Origin of the sequence: Lentzea kristufekii, from assembly GCF_033949925.1 — a bacterium.
GTDB lineage: Bacteria > Actinomycetota > Actinomycetes > Mycobacteriales > Pseudonocardiaceae > Lentzea > Lentzea kristufekii.
This window is the reverse complement of the sequence record NZ_JAXAVV010000009.1, coordinates 79,880-95,181: the sequence shown is the minus strand read 5'-3', so window position 1 is coordinate 95,181 and position 15,302 is coordinate 79,880. Positions and strand designations below refer to the sequence as shown.

The following is a 15,302-nucleotide window of genomic DNA, read 5'->3' as shown; positions in this document are numbered from 1 at the left end:
TCAGATCGCCCAAAACGGTCATTTGGCACCATACGGGTGATCCGCGACACGATGGCGGACGATTGCATACAAAACGCAGTATGCTGAATTGCGACGGGGACGGGGTCAACGGAGACCCGCAGGAGGTTTCCCACCGGGTACCCGCACGACGGACATCCGGTGGAGCAGACCCCGGCCGCAGCCCTGTTCCTCCCGTGCCGCAGCGCCTGTCAGGCCTCTGCGCGCCCCGGGAGCCACCATCGACAGGAGGAAGACCATGTCCCGCTTGAAGAACTTCGTCCGTTCCCTCACCGAGCCGCGCAACGGTGCCTCCGCTGACGGCCGCGCGCTGGGCCTCGGACTGTCCACCGCGCTGACGGAACAGCGCAAGGACGCCGAGGCCCAGGCGGCCGTGGCCAAGACGCTCCGCCCTGGTTTTGAGGGCAAGGACGCCGAAGGCCACACGATTCACGGCTGAGAGTCCTTCACAGGAGCGTCTTCCTCGCTCCTTCGCGCACTCTCGGCATCCTCCACGGCGGAGCGGGCAGCCCGGCGTGAGGTGTGCAGGCTCCAGACCGTCGTGACGGCGAGAGTCGCCACGATGACCCCGAGAGACACCACGATCGGGATCTCCGGAGCCCACGAGACGCCGTGGTGGTGCATCGCCTCGAAGATGAGCTTGAACCCGATGAACGCGAGCACCACCGCGAGGCCCTTGCTCAGGTGCACCAGGCGGTCCAGGAGACCGCCCACCAGGAAGAAGAGCTGGCGCAGGCCCATCAACGCGAACGCGTTCGCGGTCAGCACCAGGTACGGCTCCTTGGTGAGCCCGAAGATCGCCGGGATCGAGTCCACCGCGAACAGCAGGTCCGTGGTGCCCACGGCGACCATGACGATCAGCATCGGCGTCACGACCCGTTTGCCGTCGATGCGCGTCGTCAAAGCCGCGCCGTGGTAGACCGTGGTCGCCGGCAGGAACTTCTTCACCGCGCGCAGGGCGGCGTTCTCCGGGACGTCGGCCTCCTCGGTCTCGTCCTGCTTCACCAGCTTCCACGCGGTGAAGATCAGGAAGGCACCGAAGAAGTAGAACAGCCAGTCGAACCGCGAGATCGCCTGTGCTCCCAGGGCGATGAACACGGTGCGCAGCAACAGGGCCAGGACGATGCCGACGATGAGCACCTTCTGCCGGTACTCCCGCGGCACCGCGAACCTGGCCATGATGATCACGAACACGAACAGGTTGTCGACGCTCAGCGAGTACTCGGTGATCCAGCCGGCGAAGAACTCGCCGCCGTGGCCGGGCCCGGCGAACACCGTGACGCCGAGTCCGAACAGCACGGCCAGGCCGACGTAGAAGAGCACCCAGTACAACGACTCGCGGAACGACGGTTCGTGCGGTTTGCGTGCCACCAGGTAGAAGTCGAACGCGATGACGGCGGCGATACCGCCCATCGTCGCCATCCAGACCCAGACGGGAAGATCCAACATCCTTGGCTCCTTCGGCGGAAGGTCAGCGGGAGGCGGTGGCTCCCAAGCGATGTCGCAGACGCATCGCGATGCGCTCGTGCAGCCACAGGAAACCGATGGCCCAGCCGAGGCTCACGATGCCTTGGTAGGCGAGGAAACCGGCCAGATCCGGGGGCAGCCGGACCTGACCGGCGAGCACGAGGCTCACAGTGATCTCGTGCACCAGCCGAGCCACGGGAAACGCGACCAGCCAGTACAGAGCCACCGGAGCGAACCGGCCGGCCGGCAGTCGGCCCGCCGCTACCAGCAGGCTGAAGCCGCCACCGAACGCGCCCAGCGGCAGCCCGAGCGCGACCGTCGTGACGAGTGCCCATCCGAGCGGCTGGCCGACGAGCGCGGCCAGCCCTCCCGCGATGAGCCCCGCGGCGAGACCGACGAACGCGCCGGGCACCGCTTCTTTCACCAAGCCTTCGCGGATCGCCATCTCAGCCCACCACCACTCCGAACTTGACGAGACTGAAGAACAGCATGCCCAGGTAGAACACCGCGCCGAAGCCGATGATGATGTTGGTGATCAGCTTGGGGCGGATGGGTTTCGGCAGCATCCGGTTGTTCACCAGCAGGAGCACCACGCAGTAGGCGCCCATGGCGAACGTCGACAGGAACGCGAGCACGTCGAGGATCGCGCCCGGTCCGTCGGCCGGTCCGAACAGCAGGATCAGGATGCCGAAGGTGATGACACCCCAGAGGAATCCCGCGTAGAGGTGCGACATCCGGAACTTCTTCGCGCCCTTGACGAAGTGGTACGTCATGTCGGCCTGGCCGCGCGAGAACGAGTCGAACAGGCCCAGCGTGGCGTTCAGGCCGATCAACGCGATGAACCCGAGGAACACCGCGCCGAGCACCGGGCCGCCCGCGGACGCGAAGGCGTCCGACATGGCGTTCAACGCCGCCTCACGCTCACCGGACTCGATGAGCGCCTTCACGTCCGGCGACGTGCGGCTCGCCGACTGCGCGAGGACCGTGAAAGAAACCGTGACGAGCATGGTGATGCCCCAGAAGAGCAACAGCGCGTCGAACGTGACCCAGCGCCGCCAGCCCTTCCACTTCGCGAGCTCCGCCTTGTCCTCGGTGTCGAACATGAAGCCGCGGGCCGGCATCTTCTCCTCTTCGCCCGCGTGCCGCAGCCCGCGAACCTTCGGGATGTGCGCGCCCATGCCGGCACCGCTGTCGCGCAGGTGCAGCGTGTACCACATCTGCTGCATGCCGGACGGGCCGGCGAACGCGATCGAGCCGACGATGATCGGGAACCACTCCGGCGACATGGCCTGCGCCGGGAAGTACCCGAACTGGAACATGCCGGAGACCGTGCTGGTCAGGTCTCCCCACGTGCCCACCATCGCCGCCACCACCGCGGTGCTGACGACGAGCAGTCCGATGAGGATGGACAGCAGGTTCTCGAGCAGGTTGTAGATGACCTTGGCGAGGCTGAACAGCACCCCGACCAGGATCAGGCCCACGCAGGCCGACACCGTCCAGGGTATGCCGGTGATCTTTTCCAGAGCCGCCGCTCCGGCCGACAGGTGACCTGGCCAGATGTAGACGAGCACGGCCACCACGAAGAAGAACCACATGATCGGTTTGAACACGCGTGCGGCGCCGAAGAAGATGCTCTCCCCCGTCGCCATCGCGTACCGCGCCATCTCGAGCATGACGACGGCCTGCAGCGTCACGCCGATGAGGAAGAGCCACCTGATGTCCGGTCCGAAGACCAGCACCAGGCGTGGCCACATGTAGGACTCGCCCATGCCCACGCCAAGGGCCACCAGGAACACCGTGGGACCGAGCAGGTGGATCGACGGTGGTGCGTCGGGGAGTTTCCTGATGGGCATCGCTTCCAGCTTGCCCGCGGCCCAGACGCGCTCCTTCTCGGGTGGCGTGCTGACGTCCGTGCGAGCGGCCAGATTTGGATCATCCACGGTTAACAACCTCCAGAGGACCGGCTGTCTTCGTTGACCTCCCTGGCGGGTTCGCGACCGTGGGCGTGTTCACGGTCGCGGACGGGCCATCTCTCCGTGCATGCCGCAAGCGGTTTCCGCCACTACAGCAACGGAAACCGCCAACGACCTATCTACAGCAAGCCGGCGGCACGGGCCCACCGGTACTTGGCACCCAGTACCGCGACAGGTTTCTCCGTTGTGTACGGATAAGCAACCACTCCGTGCCGGTACAGGTACTCGCTGGCTTCCTCCACTTCGACGTCACCCGCGAGGGAAGCGACGACGGGCTTGTGGATGCCGTTCGCCCGGTACTCCTCCACGACGTCGACCACGAGCTTCGCGAACACCATCGGCGGCGTGACGATGGTGTGCCAGTAGCCGAGGATCAACGAGTGGATGCGGTCGTCGGCGAGACCGAGCGCGATCGTGTTCCGGTACGTCGAGGGCGGTTCCCCGCCGGTGATGTCGACGGGGTTGCCCGCCGCGCCGAAGGGCGGGATGAACTTGCGGAACGCCGCGTCGAGGTCGTCCGGGATGTTCATGAGGCTGAGTCCGTTGTCCACACAGGCGTCCGAGAGCAGCACGCCCGAGCCGCCCGCGCCGGTGATGATGACGACGTTCTCGCCCTTCGGCGTGGCCAGCAGCGGGATTCCGCGCGCGTACTCCAGCAGGTCGTTCAGGCCGGGTGCGCGGATCACGCCGCTCTGCCTGAGAATGTCGTCGTAGACCCGGTCGTTGCCGGCCAGCGCGCCGGTGTGCGAGCTCGCCGCCTTGGCACCCTGGTCGGTCCGTCCCGCCTTGAGCACCACGACCGGTTTCTTGGCCGAGACGCGTTTCGCGGTCTCGGCGAAGGACCGGCCGTCCTTCAGGTCTTCCAGGTGCATCGCGACGAGCTGGGTGTTGGGGTCGGACTCGAAGAACGTCAGCAGGTCGTCCTCGTCGATGTCGGCCTTGTTGCCCACACCCACGATCGACGAGACGCCCATGCCCGCGGAACGGCTGAACCCGAGGATCGCCATGCCGATTCCGCCACTTTGCGACGTGAGGGCGACGCCGCCCTTGACGTCGTACGGCGTGCAGAACGTCGCCGAGAGGTTCTCCGGCGTGTAGTAGTAGCCGTAGATGTTCGGACCGAGGATGCGCACGCCGTGCTTGCGCGCGATCGCCACGATCTCGTTCTGCAGCTCGATGTTGCCCGTCTCGCCGAAGCCGGACGGGATCATGATCGCGCCGCCGACGCCCTTCTTGCCGACCTCTTCGAGGGCGGCGGGCACGAACTTCGCCGGGATGGCGAACACCGCGACGTCGATGTCACCCGGGACGTCGCCGATGCCGGCGAACGCCTTGCGGTCGAGGATCTCGTCCGCCTTGGGGTTGATCGGGTAGATCTCGCCCCGGTAGCCGCCGTTGACGAGGTTCTTCATCACCGAGTTGCCGATCTTGCCCTCTTCGTTCGAGGCACCGATCACGGCGACGGCGTTCGGCCTCATGATCCGGTTCATCGAGGCGAGGATCTCGTCCTGCGTGAACCTGTGCGGCTGTTTGGCCGCGTCCTCGTCCACCAGGATGCGGACGTCGACCGCGGTGGCCCCGGAAGGTGTTGCCAGCACGGGGTTGAGGTCGACCTCCGCGAGCTGCGGGAAGTCCGTGACCAGGTCCGACACGCGGTGGATCAGGTCGGCCAGCTTGCCCGCGTCGACGCCCTGCGCACCGCGGACACCGCGCAGGATCTCCGCCGCCGCGATGCCGTCGACCATCGACAGGGCCTCGTCGGGGCTGGTCGGCGCCAGCCGGAACGTGACGTCCTTGAGCACCTCGACCAGGATGCCGCCGAGGCCGAACGCGACGATCTTGCCGAACGTCTCGTCGGTGGTGGCGCCCACGATGACCTCGTGGACCTCTTTCCCGGTCGGCAGCTGCTGCTGGACCTGAACGCCGGTGACGTCCGCGTCCGCCTTGTAGTTCCTGGCGTTGTGGATGATCGTGCGGTAGCCCTCGGCGACCTCACCGGCGTTGCGCAGGCCCACCAGCACGCCGCCGGCCTCGGTCTTGTGCAGGACGTCCGGCGAGACGATCTTGAGCACGACCGGGTAGCCGATCTCCTCGGCGAACGCGACGGCGCCCTCCGACGACTTCGCCAGCGCCTCGGCCGGGGTCGCGATCCCGTAGGCGTCGCAGACCCGCTTGCCCTCCGGCGCGGTGAGCGACGACCGTCCCTCCGCCCGCACCTTCGCGAGTACGTTCTCGACCGCGGCGCGGTCGTAGCCGTTGTCCGGCATGGGATCTCGTCTCCTAGAGGTTAGATGACGCCGGCCGCGCGCAGGCCGGCCAGCCGGTCCGCGCTGTAGCCGAGCGCGCCGAGGACCTCGTCGTTGTGCTCACCGAGCAACGGGGGGCGCTGGATCTCGACGACCGAGTCGGAGAGCTTGAGCGGGTTGCCGACCGTCTTGAACGCGCCGCGCTCGGGGTGCTCGACCTCGACCACGGTGCCCAGCTCGGCGAGCGTCTCGTCGTCGATGATCTCCTTGGTGGACAGGATGGGTCCGCACGGGATGTTGTGGGCGTTGAGCTTGTCCATCACCTCCCACTTGGTGTGCTTCTCCGTCCACTCCTCGATCAGCGCGAACGCCTTGTCCAGCTTGGAGAGCCTGACCTCGGGCGTGGCCCACGCCGGGTCCTCGGCGAGCTCGGGCCTGCCGATCAGCTCGGTCAGCGGGGCCCAGCCGACGGGCTGGATGATCACGTAGATGTAGTCGTTGGGGCCGCCGGGAGCACAGCGCACCGCCCAGCCGGGCTGGCCACCACCGGATGCGTTGCCGGAGCGGGGCACCTCGTCGGAGAACTGCTCGTTCGGGTACTCCCCCAGCGGCCCGTGGGCGAGCCGCTGCTGGTCGCGCAGCTTCACCCGGCACAGGTTGAGCACCGCGTCCTGCATCGCGACCTGGACGCGCTGCCCGCGTCCGGTGTTGGTCCGCTGGTACAGCGCGGCCAGGATCGCGGCCACCAGGTGGATGCCGGTGCCCGAGTCGCCGATCTGCGCGCCGGTGGCGAGCGGCGGACCGTCCTCGAACCCGGTGGTGCTCATCGAGCCGCCCATCGCCTGCGCGATCACCTCGTACGCCTTGAAGTCGGCGTAACGGCCGGGCCCGAAGCCCTTGATCGACGCGTAGACGAGCTTCTCGTTGAGCGCGTGCAGCTTCTCCCACGGGTAGCCGAACCGCTCGACGACACCGGGGCCGAAGTTCTCGACGAGGACGTCGACGTCGCCGATGAGCCTCTCGAAGACCTCCTTGCCCTCAGCGGACTTCATGTTGAGGGTGATGCTCCGCTTGTTGCAGTTGAGCATCGTGAAGTAGAGACTGTCCACTTCGGGCAGATCGCGCAGCTGGCCGCGGGTGATGTCGCCCCGTCCCGGCGTTTCCAGCTTGATGACGTCGGCGCCGAGCCAGGCGAGCAGCTGGGTCGACGACGGTCCGGACTGCACGTGCGTCATGTCGAGGACTTTGACGCCCTCCAAGGCCTTGGCCATCTCAGCTCACCTACTTGTACATCGTCTGGTTCATGGTTCCGGGCGCGTACACGTCGGGGTCGATCCACACGTTGATCAGCGAGGGCTTGCCGGACTCGCGGGCGCGCCGCAACGCCGGCCCGATGTCCTTGGGGTCGCGCACTTCCTCGCCGTAGCCGCCGAGCATCTTGGCGAACTGGTCGTAGCGGACGTCGCCGAGCGTGTTGCCGACGCGCTCGCGCTCCAGCCCGTACTTGGCCGCCTGGCCGTAGCGGATCTGGTTCATCGACGAGTTGTTGCCGACGATGCCGACGAACGGCAGGTCGTAGCGGACCAGCGTCTCGAAGTCCCAGCCGGTGAGGCTGAACGCGCCGTCACCGAACAGGGCCACGACCTCCTTGTCCGGCCTGGCCAGCTTCGCGGCCAGCACGAACGGGATGCCGACGCCGAGCGTCCCGAGTGGACCGGGGTCCATCCAGTGGCCGGGCGACTTCGGCTGCACGACCTGGCCGGAGAACGTCACGACATCGCCGCCGTCACCGATGTAGATCGAGTCCTCGGTGAGGAAGTCGTTGATCTCGCTCACCAGCCGGTATGGGTGGATCGGCATGTCCTCGGAGAGCAGGTGCTCGGCGCGCTTCTGCCGCGCCTTCTCCTCGACCGCCTGCAGTTCCTCCAGCCACACCTTGCGGCCCATCGCCCCGTTGTCCTCGCGGCCCGACGCGGCCTGCGCGACGCTCGACAGGACCAGGTCGGCGTCACCGACGATGCCGAGGTCGATGTCGCGGTTCTTGCCGACGGTGCGGTAGTCGAGGTCGATCTGGACGACCGTCGCGTTCGCGGAAAGCCTGCGTCCGTAGCCCATCCGGAAGTCGAACGGGGTTCCGACGATCACGATGACGTCGGCGTTGTCGAAGGCGTAGCGGCGCGACAGCTGGAAGTGGTGCGGGTCGCCGGGCGGCAGTGTGCCGCGGCCCGCGCCGTTCATGTAGGCGGGAATGTTGAGGGTGCGGACGAGGTCGGCAGCGGAGTCCGTGGCCCGCGTCGTCCACACCTGGCTGCCCAGCAGGATCGCGGGCTTCTTGGCGTGCACCAGCAGGTCCGCGAGCTTCTCGATGTCCGCCGGATCACCGACGCTGCGCGTGGAGGCGCGGTAGTGGCCCGCTTCCGGTACTCGGGCGGTGCTCACCGGCACCTTGGCGTCCAGCACGTCGCGCGGGATCTCCAGGAACGACGGGCCCGGCGCGCCGGCGTTGGCCTCGCGGAACGCCATCGACACCATGTCCGCGATGCGGGCGGTGTGCGGGACGTTCGCCGCGAACTTCGTGATCGGCGTCATCATGTCGACGTGCGGGAGGTCCTGCAGCGAGCCCATCTTGTGCTGGCTCAACGCACCCTGGCCGCCGATCAGCAGCATCGGGCTCTCCGCGCGGAACGCGTTCGCGACGCCCGTGACGGCGTCGGTGGTGCCCGGCCCCGCGGTCACGACGGCACAACCGGGCTTGCCGGTGATCCGCGCGTACCCGTCGGCCGCGTGCGCCGCGACCTGTTCGTGCCGGACGTCGATGACGGCGATGCCCTCGTCCACGCAGCCGTCGTAGATGTCGATGATGTGCCCGCCGCACAGCGTGAAGATGGTGTCGACGCCCTCAGCTTTGAGTGCCTTCGCCACCAGGTGGCCACCAGAGATGGACTCAGGAATCGACTCCGGCTCCGCGGAACTCGTCATCGGCGATCAGCTCCCCTTGGCGCTTCGACTGTAGATTGCATACCGTATGAGGTAGGCATATCGTTACTCCGCTACCAACCGGATGTCCATAGATGGCCGCAAGTTTTCGGCGAGAGGACGTAGACGGTGGATCTTTTCGAACACGAGGCGCGGGACCTCTTCGAGCGGTACGGGGTGCCCGTTCCGCGTGGTCTCGTGGCGGACACTCCTGAATCCGCGCGCGAGGCCGCCTTGGAGCTCGGCGGCACCGTCGTCGTGAAGGCTCAGGTGAAGACCGGCGGTCGCGGCAAGGCCGGCGGCATCAGAATCGCTTCGACACCAGACGAAGCAGCGGCGGCAGCCTCGGCCGTCCTGGGGATGGCCATCAAGGGCCACACCGTGCACAAGGTGCTGATCACCGAGGCGAGCGAGATCGCCGAGGAGTACTACCTGTCGTTCCTGCTCGATCGTGCCAACAGGACGTTCATCGGCATGGCCTCTGCCACCGGTGGCATGGAGATCGAGGAGATGGCGGACTCCATCACTCGAATGCCAGCTTCGGCTTTCGACGCATCGGCGGTGTTCTCACCGGAGATCGCCGCGGAGGTGAACGCCGTCGCTTCCGCTCTGTGGAAGGTCTTCGTGTCCGAGGACGCCACCTTGGTCGAGGTGAACCCGTTGGCGCGCACCAAAGCTGGCCGGATCATCGCCCTGGACGGCAAAGTGACGCTGGACGACAACGCGTCGTTCCGGCACTCTCGACCTTCGGACAGCGTTGCCGGGGACCCGCTGGAGGTGCGGGCAGCCGAGAAGGGCCTCAACTACGTCAAGCTCGACGGCACCGTCGGTGTCATCGGCAACGGCGCGGGACTCGTCATGTCCACTTTGGACGTCGTGGCGCTGGCCGGCGCCGCGCCGGCGAACTTCCTCGACATCGGCGGCGGCGCCTCGGCCCAGGTGATGGCCGACGGCCTGGACGTCATCCTCTCGGACCCGTCGGTCCGCAGCGTGTTCGTGAACGTGTTCGGCGGCATCACCGCGTGCGACGCGGTGGCCGACGGGATCGTGCAGGCCCTCGGCATGCTCGGTGACCGCGCCGACAAGCCCCTGGTCGTCCGTCTCGACGGCAACAACGCCGAAGCGGGTCACCGCATCCTCGACGAGGCACGACACCCGCTGATCACCGTGGCGCACACGATGGACGACGCGGCGGGCCGTGCCGCCGCTCTCGCCGGCAAGGAGTCCTGATGGCGATCTTCCTCGACGAGAACAGCCGCGTGGTCGTGCAGGGCATGACGGGCTCGGAGGGCGCCAAGCACACCCGGCGCATGCTCGCGGCCGGCACGAAGGTCGTCGGCGGCGTCAACGCCCGCAAGGCCGGCACGTCCGTGAACTTCGACGACGTGACGCTGCCGGTGTACGGCACGGTCGCCCAGGCGATGGCGGAGACCGGCGCGACCGTGTCCGTGCTCTTCGTCCCGCCCGCCCACACCTGCGACGCGGTGATCGAGGCGATCGACGCCTCGATCGGCCTGGCCGTGGTGATCACCGAGGGCGTCCCGGTCCACGACACGGCACGTTTCTGGGCGCACGCGCAGGGCAAGTCGACGCGGATCATCGGCCCGAACTGCCCCGGCATCATCAGTCCCGGCAAGTCCAACGCGGGCATCATCCCCGCCGACATCACCAAGCCCGGCTCGATCGGCCTGGTGTCGAAGTCCGGAACGCTGACCTACCAGCTGATGCACGAGCTGAAGGACTTCGGCTTCACCACGTGCGTCGGCATCGGCGGCGACCCGATCGTCGGCACCACGCACATCGACGCCATCCGGGCGTTCGAGGCGGACCCGGAGACCGAGCTGATCGTGATGATCGGCGAGATCGGCGGCGACGCGGAGGAACGGGCGGCGGAGTTCGTGCGGGACAACGTGTCCAAGCCCGTCGTCGGCTACGTCGCCGGCTTCACCGCGCCCGAGGGCAAGACGATGGGCCACGCGGGCGCCATCGTCTCGGGATCCTCGGGCACGGCGGAGGCGAAGAAACTGGCCATGGAGGCGGCCGGGATCGAGGTCGGCAGGACGCCGTCCGAGACCGCGGCACTGGCTCGGGCCGTTCTCACCGGCTAGCCGGTGCAGATCGCCCTGTCGGCCACGTCGACGGCCGAGGGCTTGCCGGAGCCCTGCCAGTTCGTGTTGGTCACGACCGACGCGAACCGGCCGTCGTCGGTGGTCAGGGTGAACGAGTAGTGCCCGGTGGTCAGAGCACCGTTGTGACCCCATGCGACCACGCCGCACGACAGCGGCATCTTCACCAGGGCCAGGCCGTATTGGTCGGCCGGGCCGAAGGTGCGCTTCATCTCGGCCAGCGCCGAGGGTGAGACGAGCCTGCCGCCGACCAACGCGCGGTAGAACCGCTGGAGGTCGTCCAAAGTGGACTCCATGGCACCGGCGGTGCTCCAGAAGGACAGCTCGACGGTGGTGGTCGCCTCGGTCCAGAAGAAGAGCTGGCCGAGGCGGCCACCCAGATAGCCGTTCAGGAACGGCGTCTTCAGCGCACGGTCACCGGGTACCGGGAAGCGCGTCCCGGTCAGGCCGAGAGGGTGGATGACCCGTTCGGTGATCGCGTCCCCGGCCTGCCTGCCGGTGAGGCGTTCGATCAACAGACCCAGCACCAGGAAGCCGACGTTCGAGTAGTTCTGAGCGGCACCGGGGGCGTTCTGGGCGGGCTCGTCCATCGCCGAGCGGACGAGCTCGGCCAGCGCGTAGGTACCGCCCGCGCTCGCCTTCGCGTCGCGGACGTCGCGGACGAGCCCACTGGTGTGCTGCAGCAACTGGCGGACGGTGATCACATCACCGTTGTAGTTGCCGGTGACCACGCCGGGCAGGTACCGCGAGATCGGGGCGTCCAGTTCGGCGCGGCCCTCGTCGACGAGTTGCAGCACCACCACGGCGGTGAACGTCTTGGTCTGACTGCCGATCCGGAAGTGGTCGGCCGCGGTGATCGGGCGCCGCTCGTGGAGCTTCCCGGTGCCGGTCGACCGCGTACCGGACCCGGTGTGCACGGCGGCGCCCGGTCCCGCCTGCATCAGGTACTGGTCGAGCACCGTCTGCACGCCGTCGTCGGCCTTGGCCGGTGCGACGCCGAGGAGCAGCAGCGCGCAGACGAGCACGGCGAGGCGCTTCACGCGGTCACCTCCTTGGCGGTCGGGAGCTCGGCCGAGCCCGACGCCTTGTCCCCGATCACCGACATCGCCTGCTTCACGATCTTCAGCACCGCCTGCGCACCCTCGACCAGCTTGATCAGGTTCTCCCCGCTGGTCAGCAGCTCACCGAGCTTGGCCGCGATCTGGCCGCCGCACTCGACGGCGATCTGCACGCACTGCGGGATCGCCACGGCGATGCTCTGCCCGAACGTCACCGCCGCCGCGGCGATCGCCTGGGTCATGATCGGCACGATCTTGCCGACCGCCTCGGTGATCAGCCGCGTCACCTCGGCGACCACCTGTGCGACCACCTCGCCCGCCTTGATCAGCGCGGTGGCGTTGGTCAAGGCCGTCTCGGCCACGGAGAGCACGCCGTCGACGAGTTCCTTGCCCGTCTTGGCGTACTCGGCCGCGCTGTCCCCGGTCCAGCCGTCGGTCTCGCTGCTCGCCTTGGCGCCGTACTCGTCCGCGAGGGTGGTGGCGGCCTTGCTCGCGTTCTGGAACTCGCCCGCGCCCTGCTGGACGCCGTCCGGGTCGCCGCGCAGCTCGTTCAGCGGCTCCTCCAGGAACGAGATCATCGGCGTGAGGAAGCCGACGCCCGCGCTGTCCAGGGCCTGCAACGGTTTCCCGTCCGACCCCAGTTCGCTCATCGGGGCCTTCGGGGTCTGGGCGAGGCCGGACGACAGCCACTCGTCGCCGGTGATGGCGTTCGTGGTGGTGCGGAGCTCGTTCAGCAGCGCGGCGATCGTGCCCGCGTCCGTCGTGGTGGCGGTCATCGGCCCGCTCCCGTGATGTCGGCGGCGTTGCGCTCGTCGGTGCGCTGGTAGTCCTCGGCGGTCCGCCGGATGCCCTCGCCCACCTTGTCCATCGTGGACGCGATGTGGGCGAACGCTCCCGTCGTCTCCCCCATCGGGCCGCTCAGGCCGGAGCTGAGGAACTGGGCGAACGAACCGAGCGAGGACTGGCCGACCTGGCCCGGCAACCGGGTGCCGGTGTCGGACAGCCGGTCGGCGTACCCGGTCAGGGTCCTGGCGTGGCGGCGCAACTGCTCGTGGTCCGCGGTGAAGCTCATCGCACGGCCTCCGGCAGGTTCTTCGTGATCTGGTGCAACGCGTCGCTTTCGCCGAGGTAGTCCGCCATGACCTCCGTCATCCGCGCGCTCGCCAGCCGTTGCGCCTCCCGCGCGGTGCTGACGATCAGCATCGCGAGCGTGTCGACGTCGAGCTTGCGCGCCGCCGGCGTCAGCGCGACGTCGCCGAGCACGCCGCCCGCGTTCACCGTCACGGTGACCTCACCGCGCGGCGAGGTCGCCCTCGCCCCCACCTCGGCCAGGCTCGCACTCGCCGACCGCGCGCTGTACGCGACGCGTTCCAGGCGTTCCTGGTAGTCCGCCAGCCACTGTGCTGGATCCACTTCTCCCCCTCCGTCAGGCTCGCGCGACCGCGGCGAGCTCACCGATCACGCGGACCAGGTCGTGGTGCCGCAGCGGGTTGACGCTCACCCAGCCGTCATCTCCCGCGTCGACCCTGACCCGTCCGCTCGCACTGTCCAACCAGGACACTTCTTGCCGCTGCCCGCCCCTGATCACGCCCGCCTGGCCCTGTCCGGTGACCTCCAGGTCGAGGCCGGCACCGGGCGGCAGGGTGATCGGCATGAGCTGTGCGGGCCGGGCGTGCGGGACCAACGCCACGAGCTCGTCGCCGAGCGTCTCCGCCTCGACCTGCGTCACCCGGACCGTGCTGTCGGACTGCGTGCACACCACGGCTTGGTCGCCGTGGACCATCGCGACCGCGCCCGTGCCGGGCACGACGAGATCGACCACGGCGGTGTGCTCGTGCAGCGCCGTGACGAGTGCCGCGGCCATGCCGACAGGTCCGTGCGCTTCGGCGAGTCCCCGCGCCTGCAACCCGTGGCCCGCCTCGGCGAGGAGGCGCGCGCGTTCGTCCGCGAGCTTGCCGAACGACGGCACCCGCAGCGGGAACGGCCAGCGCACCCCCGCATGTGTGGCGAGCAGGTCCATCTCCACCAGGTCGAAGGCGATCACCGGGCCGCCTTCCGCGCCTGTTCGGCGTCGGTCTCGGTGTAGGTGGACCTGATCTCGGCGAGCATCTGCCGGAACTCGCGCACCTCGCGTTCGGCGGCCCCCACCTCGCCCGCGAGCCCCGACCCGGCGTCCTGGAGCCGGCGCGACAGGTCCTGGGCGGGTGGCGCGGTCCCGAGCAACGGCTGCCGCTCCGCCAGCCTGCTCGCCGTCGCCACCAGGTCGGCGGTCAGCTCGGCCAGCCTGCTGAGGGTTCTCACCCGGTCCTGCAGCTGGTCGGGCGCCACCTCGTAGCCGGTCACTGTTCCTCCCCGATCACGGCCGGAGACACCCGCTCGGTCACCGCGAACAGGTCGTGGTCGAGCGTCGGCATCTGGTTCTCGTGCTCCTGGTCCTCGTCCTTGCGCGCCGCTGCGGCCGGAGGTGCGCCCATCGCGTTGTTCTGGGCGGACGGGCGCGCGTCGGCGGTGAGAGTGCCGGTCGCGGCGATTCCGCCGTGCTGACCGAACACCACCCCGGCCCGCATGCCCGGTGTGAGCTGCTGGCTGACCGGGGTGGTGCCCCCGACCACCGGGCCGCCCCGCGTGACCGTCGCCGCCGAACCGCCCACCAGCCGCTGCCACGGCACGCCACCCGAACTGGGCGTCTTCACCTGGGCCACGGCCGCGGCACGGGGTGCCGGGGCGGCCTGCGGGACGTTGCCCCTGGCGTCGTCGATGAGGCGGCCGCTGCCGTTGAGGCTCGACTCGTAGGTCTGCATCGCCCGGACCGCCTGGGCCTTCTGCTGGTCGGCCGAGGCGGCGCCGAAGTAGAAGTAGAAGCCCGAGGTCGCTCCGGCGGGCATCGTGGGCGCGCTCGGCAGGGCCATCGGCGCGGGCGCGGTCGGCAACGCGAAAGCCCCTGGCGCGCCGGGCAGCGCGAACGGCGCCGGCGCACCGGGCAGCGCGAACGGTGCGGGCGCTGTGGGCAACGCGAGCGGCGCCGGTGCGCCGGGCAACGCGAAAGCCCCAGGCGCGCTGGGCAGCCCGGCGAACGCCGGCATCGTCGTCCCTGGCCCCGGTGGCGGCGGCATCGCGGCCCGGGCCGCGGCCAGCGCGTCGGCCGAGTCCTGCGCGGCCTTCTGCCCCGCCGCGGCCAGTTCGCTGATCTTCCCGATCCGCTCGGCGAGCGCACCGAGCCGCGCGGCGGCCTCCTCCGCCGCGGCCCCGGTCCACCCGTCGAGCAACGCCGCCCGCTGCTCCCGGAGCACCTCGGCGTGCGCGTCCAGCGCGGCGCGATGGCGCGTCCACTCGTCGGCGACCGTGCTCACGTCCGCGACATCAGCGTCCTGCCACAGCATCCGGTGCAACTCTTCGTGGCTGTACGCCTCCCAGTTGATCTCACCAGGCGACACCCCT

The 15,302-nt window shown here is 68.9% G+C and carries 16 protein-coding genes; 3 read left to right on the top strand and 13 right to left on the bottom strand.

The genetic code is table 11. The annotated features are described in order from the left end of the window. Positions 1-256 precede the first annotated feature (256 nt). A complete protein-coding gene (locus SK571_RS19740) occupies positions 257-457 on the top strand; it encodes a hypothetical protein (protein WP_319985552.1) in 201 nt (66 codons plus the stop codon). Here the strand turns inward: SK571_RS19740 and SK571_RS19735 are convergent. From SK571_RS19735 to SK571_RS19710, 6 genes are all read right to left on the bottom strand, one after another. After that, the gene (locus SK571_RS19735) at positions 448-1,464 is read right to left on the bottom strand and encodes a TerC family protein (RefSeq protein ID WP_406602008.1); all 1,017 of its coding nucleotides are present in this window, start codon (positions 1,462-1,464) and stop codon (positions 448-450) included. The genes SK571_RS19740 and SK571_RS19735 overlap by 10 nt on opposite strands. A 25-nt stretch (positions 1,465-1,489) precedes the next feature. Next, positions 1,490-1,930 (bottom strand): hypothetical protein, encoded by a 441-nt coding sequence (locus SK571_RS19730; protein ID WP_319985550.1) that lies wholly within the window; start codon positions 1,928-1,930, stop codon positions 1,490-1,492. 1 nt (position 1,931) lies between these two features. Further along, a complete protein-coding gene (locus SK571_RS19725; RefSeq protein WP_319985549.1) occupies positions 1,932-3,425 on the bottom strand; it encodes an Nramp family divalent metal transporter in 1,494 nt (497 codons plus the stop codon). A gap of 152 nt (positions 3,426-3,577) precedes the next feature. Then, positions 3,578-5,725 (bottom strand): acetate--CoA ligase family protein, encoded by a 2,148-nt coding sequence (locus SK571_RS19720; RefSeq protein ID WP_319985548.1) that lies wholly within the window; start codon positions 5,723-5,725, stop codon positions 3,578-3,580. A gap of 20 nt (positions 5,726-5,745) precedes the next feature. Further along, a complete protein-coding gene (gene frc, locus SK571_RS19715) occupies positions 5,746-6,975 on the bottom strand; it encodes a formyl-CoA transferase (RefSeq protein WP_319985547.1) in 1,230 nt (409 codons plus the stop codon). 10 nt (positions 6,976-6,985) lie between these two features. After that, positions 6,986-8,683 (bottom strand): thiamine pyrophosphate-binding protein, encoded by a 1,698-nt coding sequence (locus tag SK571_RS19710; RefSeq protein ID WP_319985546.1) that lies wholly within the window; start codon positions 8,681-8,683, stop codon positions 6,986-6,988. A 126-nt stretch (positions 8,684-8,809) separates the two neighbouring features. Here SK571_RS19710 and sucC point away from each other — a divergent pair, with 126 nt between their 5' ends. Both sucC and sucD read left to right on the top strand, forming a co-directional pair. Then, positions 8,810-9,910, top strand: coding sequence for an ADP-forming succinate--CoA ligase subunit beta (gene sucC, locus SK571_RS19705; RefSeq protein WP_319985545.1), 1,101 nt, complete (start codon positions 8,810-8,812; stop codon positions 9,908-9,910). Further along, positions 9,910-10,788, top strand: coding sequence for a succinate--CoA ligase subunit alpha (gene sucD, locus SK571_RS19700; RefSeq protein ID WP_319985544.1), 879 nt, complete (start codon positions 9,910-9,912; stop codon positions 10,786-10,788). Before sucC ends, sucD begins: the two co-directional genes overlap by 1 nt. Here sucD and SK571_RS19695 read toward each other — a convergent pair. The 7 genes from SK571_RS19695 to SK571_RS19665 are packed head-to-tail and all read right to left on the bottom strand — an operon-like array spanning position 10,785 to position 15,298. After that, the gene (locus tag SK571_RS19695; RefSeq protein WP_319985543.1) at positions 10,785-11,846 is read right to left on the bottom strand and encodes a serine hydrolase domain-containing protein; all 1,062 of its coding nucleotides are present in this window, start codon (positions 11,844-11,846) and stop codon (positions 10,785-10,787) included. The two genes, sucD and SK571_RS19695, sit on opposite strands and share 4 nt — an antisense overlap. Continuing rightward, positions 11,843-12,640, bottom strand: a complete 798-nt coding sequence (locus SK571_RS19690; RefSeq protein WP_319985542.1) for a hypothetical protein — start codon at positions 12,638-12,640, stop codon at positions 11,843-11,845. Before SK571_RS19690 ends, SK571_RS19695 begins: the two co-directional genes overlap by 4 nt. After that, positions 12,637-12,936, bottom strand: a complete 300-nt coding sequence (locus SK571_RS19685) for a type VII secretion target (RefSeq protein WP_319985541.1) — start codon at positions 12,934-12,936, stop codon at positions 12,637-12,639. The genes SK571_RS19690 and SK571_RS19685 overlap by 4 nt, the downstream gene beginning before the upstream one ends. Continuing rightward, positions 12,933-13,277, bottom strand: a complete 345-nt coding sequence (locus SK571_RS19680; protein ID WP_319985540.1) for a YbaB/EbfC family nucleoid-associated protein — start codon at positions 13,275-13,277, stop codon at positions 12,933-12,935. Before SK571_RS19680 ends, SK571_RS19685 begins: the two co-directional genes overlap by 4 nt. 13 nt (positions 13,278-13,290) lie before the next feature. Then, positions 13,291-13,908, bottom strand: a complete 618-nt coding sequence (locus SK571_RS19675) for an ESX secretion-associated protein EspG (RefSeq protein WP_319985539.1) — start codon at positions 13,906-13,908, stop codon at positions 13,291-13,293. Next, positions 13,905-14,207, bottom strand: a complete 303-nt coding sequence (locus tag SK571_RS19670) for a hypothetical protein (RefSeq protein ID WP_319985538.1) — start codon at positions 14,205-14,207, stop codon at positions 13,905-13,907. The genes SK571_RS19675 and SK571_RS19670 overlap by 4 nt, the downstream gene beginning before the upstream one ends. Beyond that, positions 14,204-15,298 (bottom strand): hypothetical protein, encoded by a 1,095-nt coding sequence (locus SK571_RS19665; RefSeq protein WP_319985537.1) that lies wholly within the window; start codon positions 15,296-15,298, stop codon positions 14,204-14,206. The genes SK571_RS19670 and SK571_RS19665 overlap by 4 nt, the downstream gene beginning before the upstream one ends. Positions 15,299-15,302: the final 4 nt, after the last annotated feature.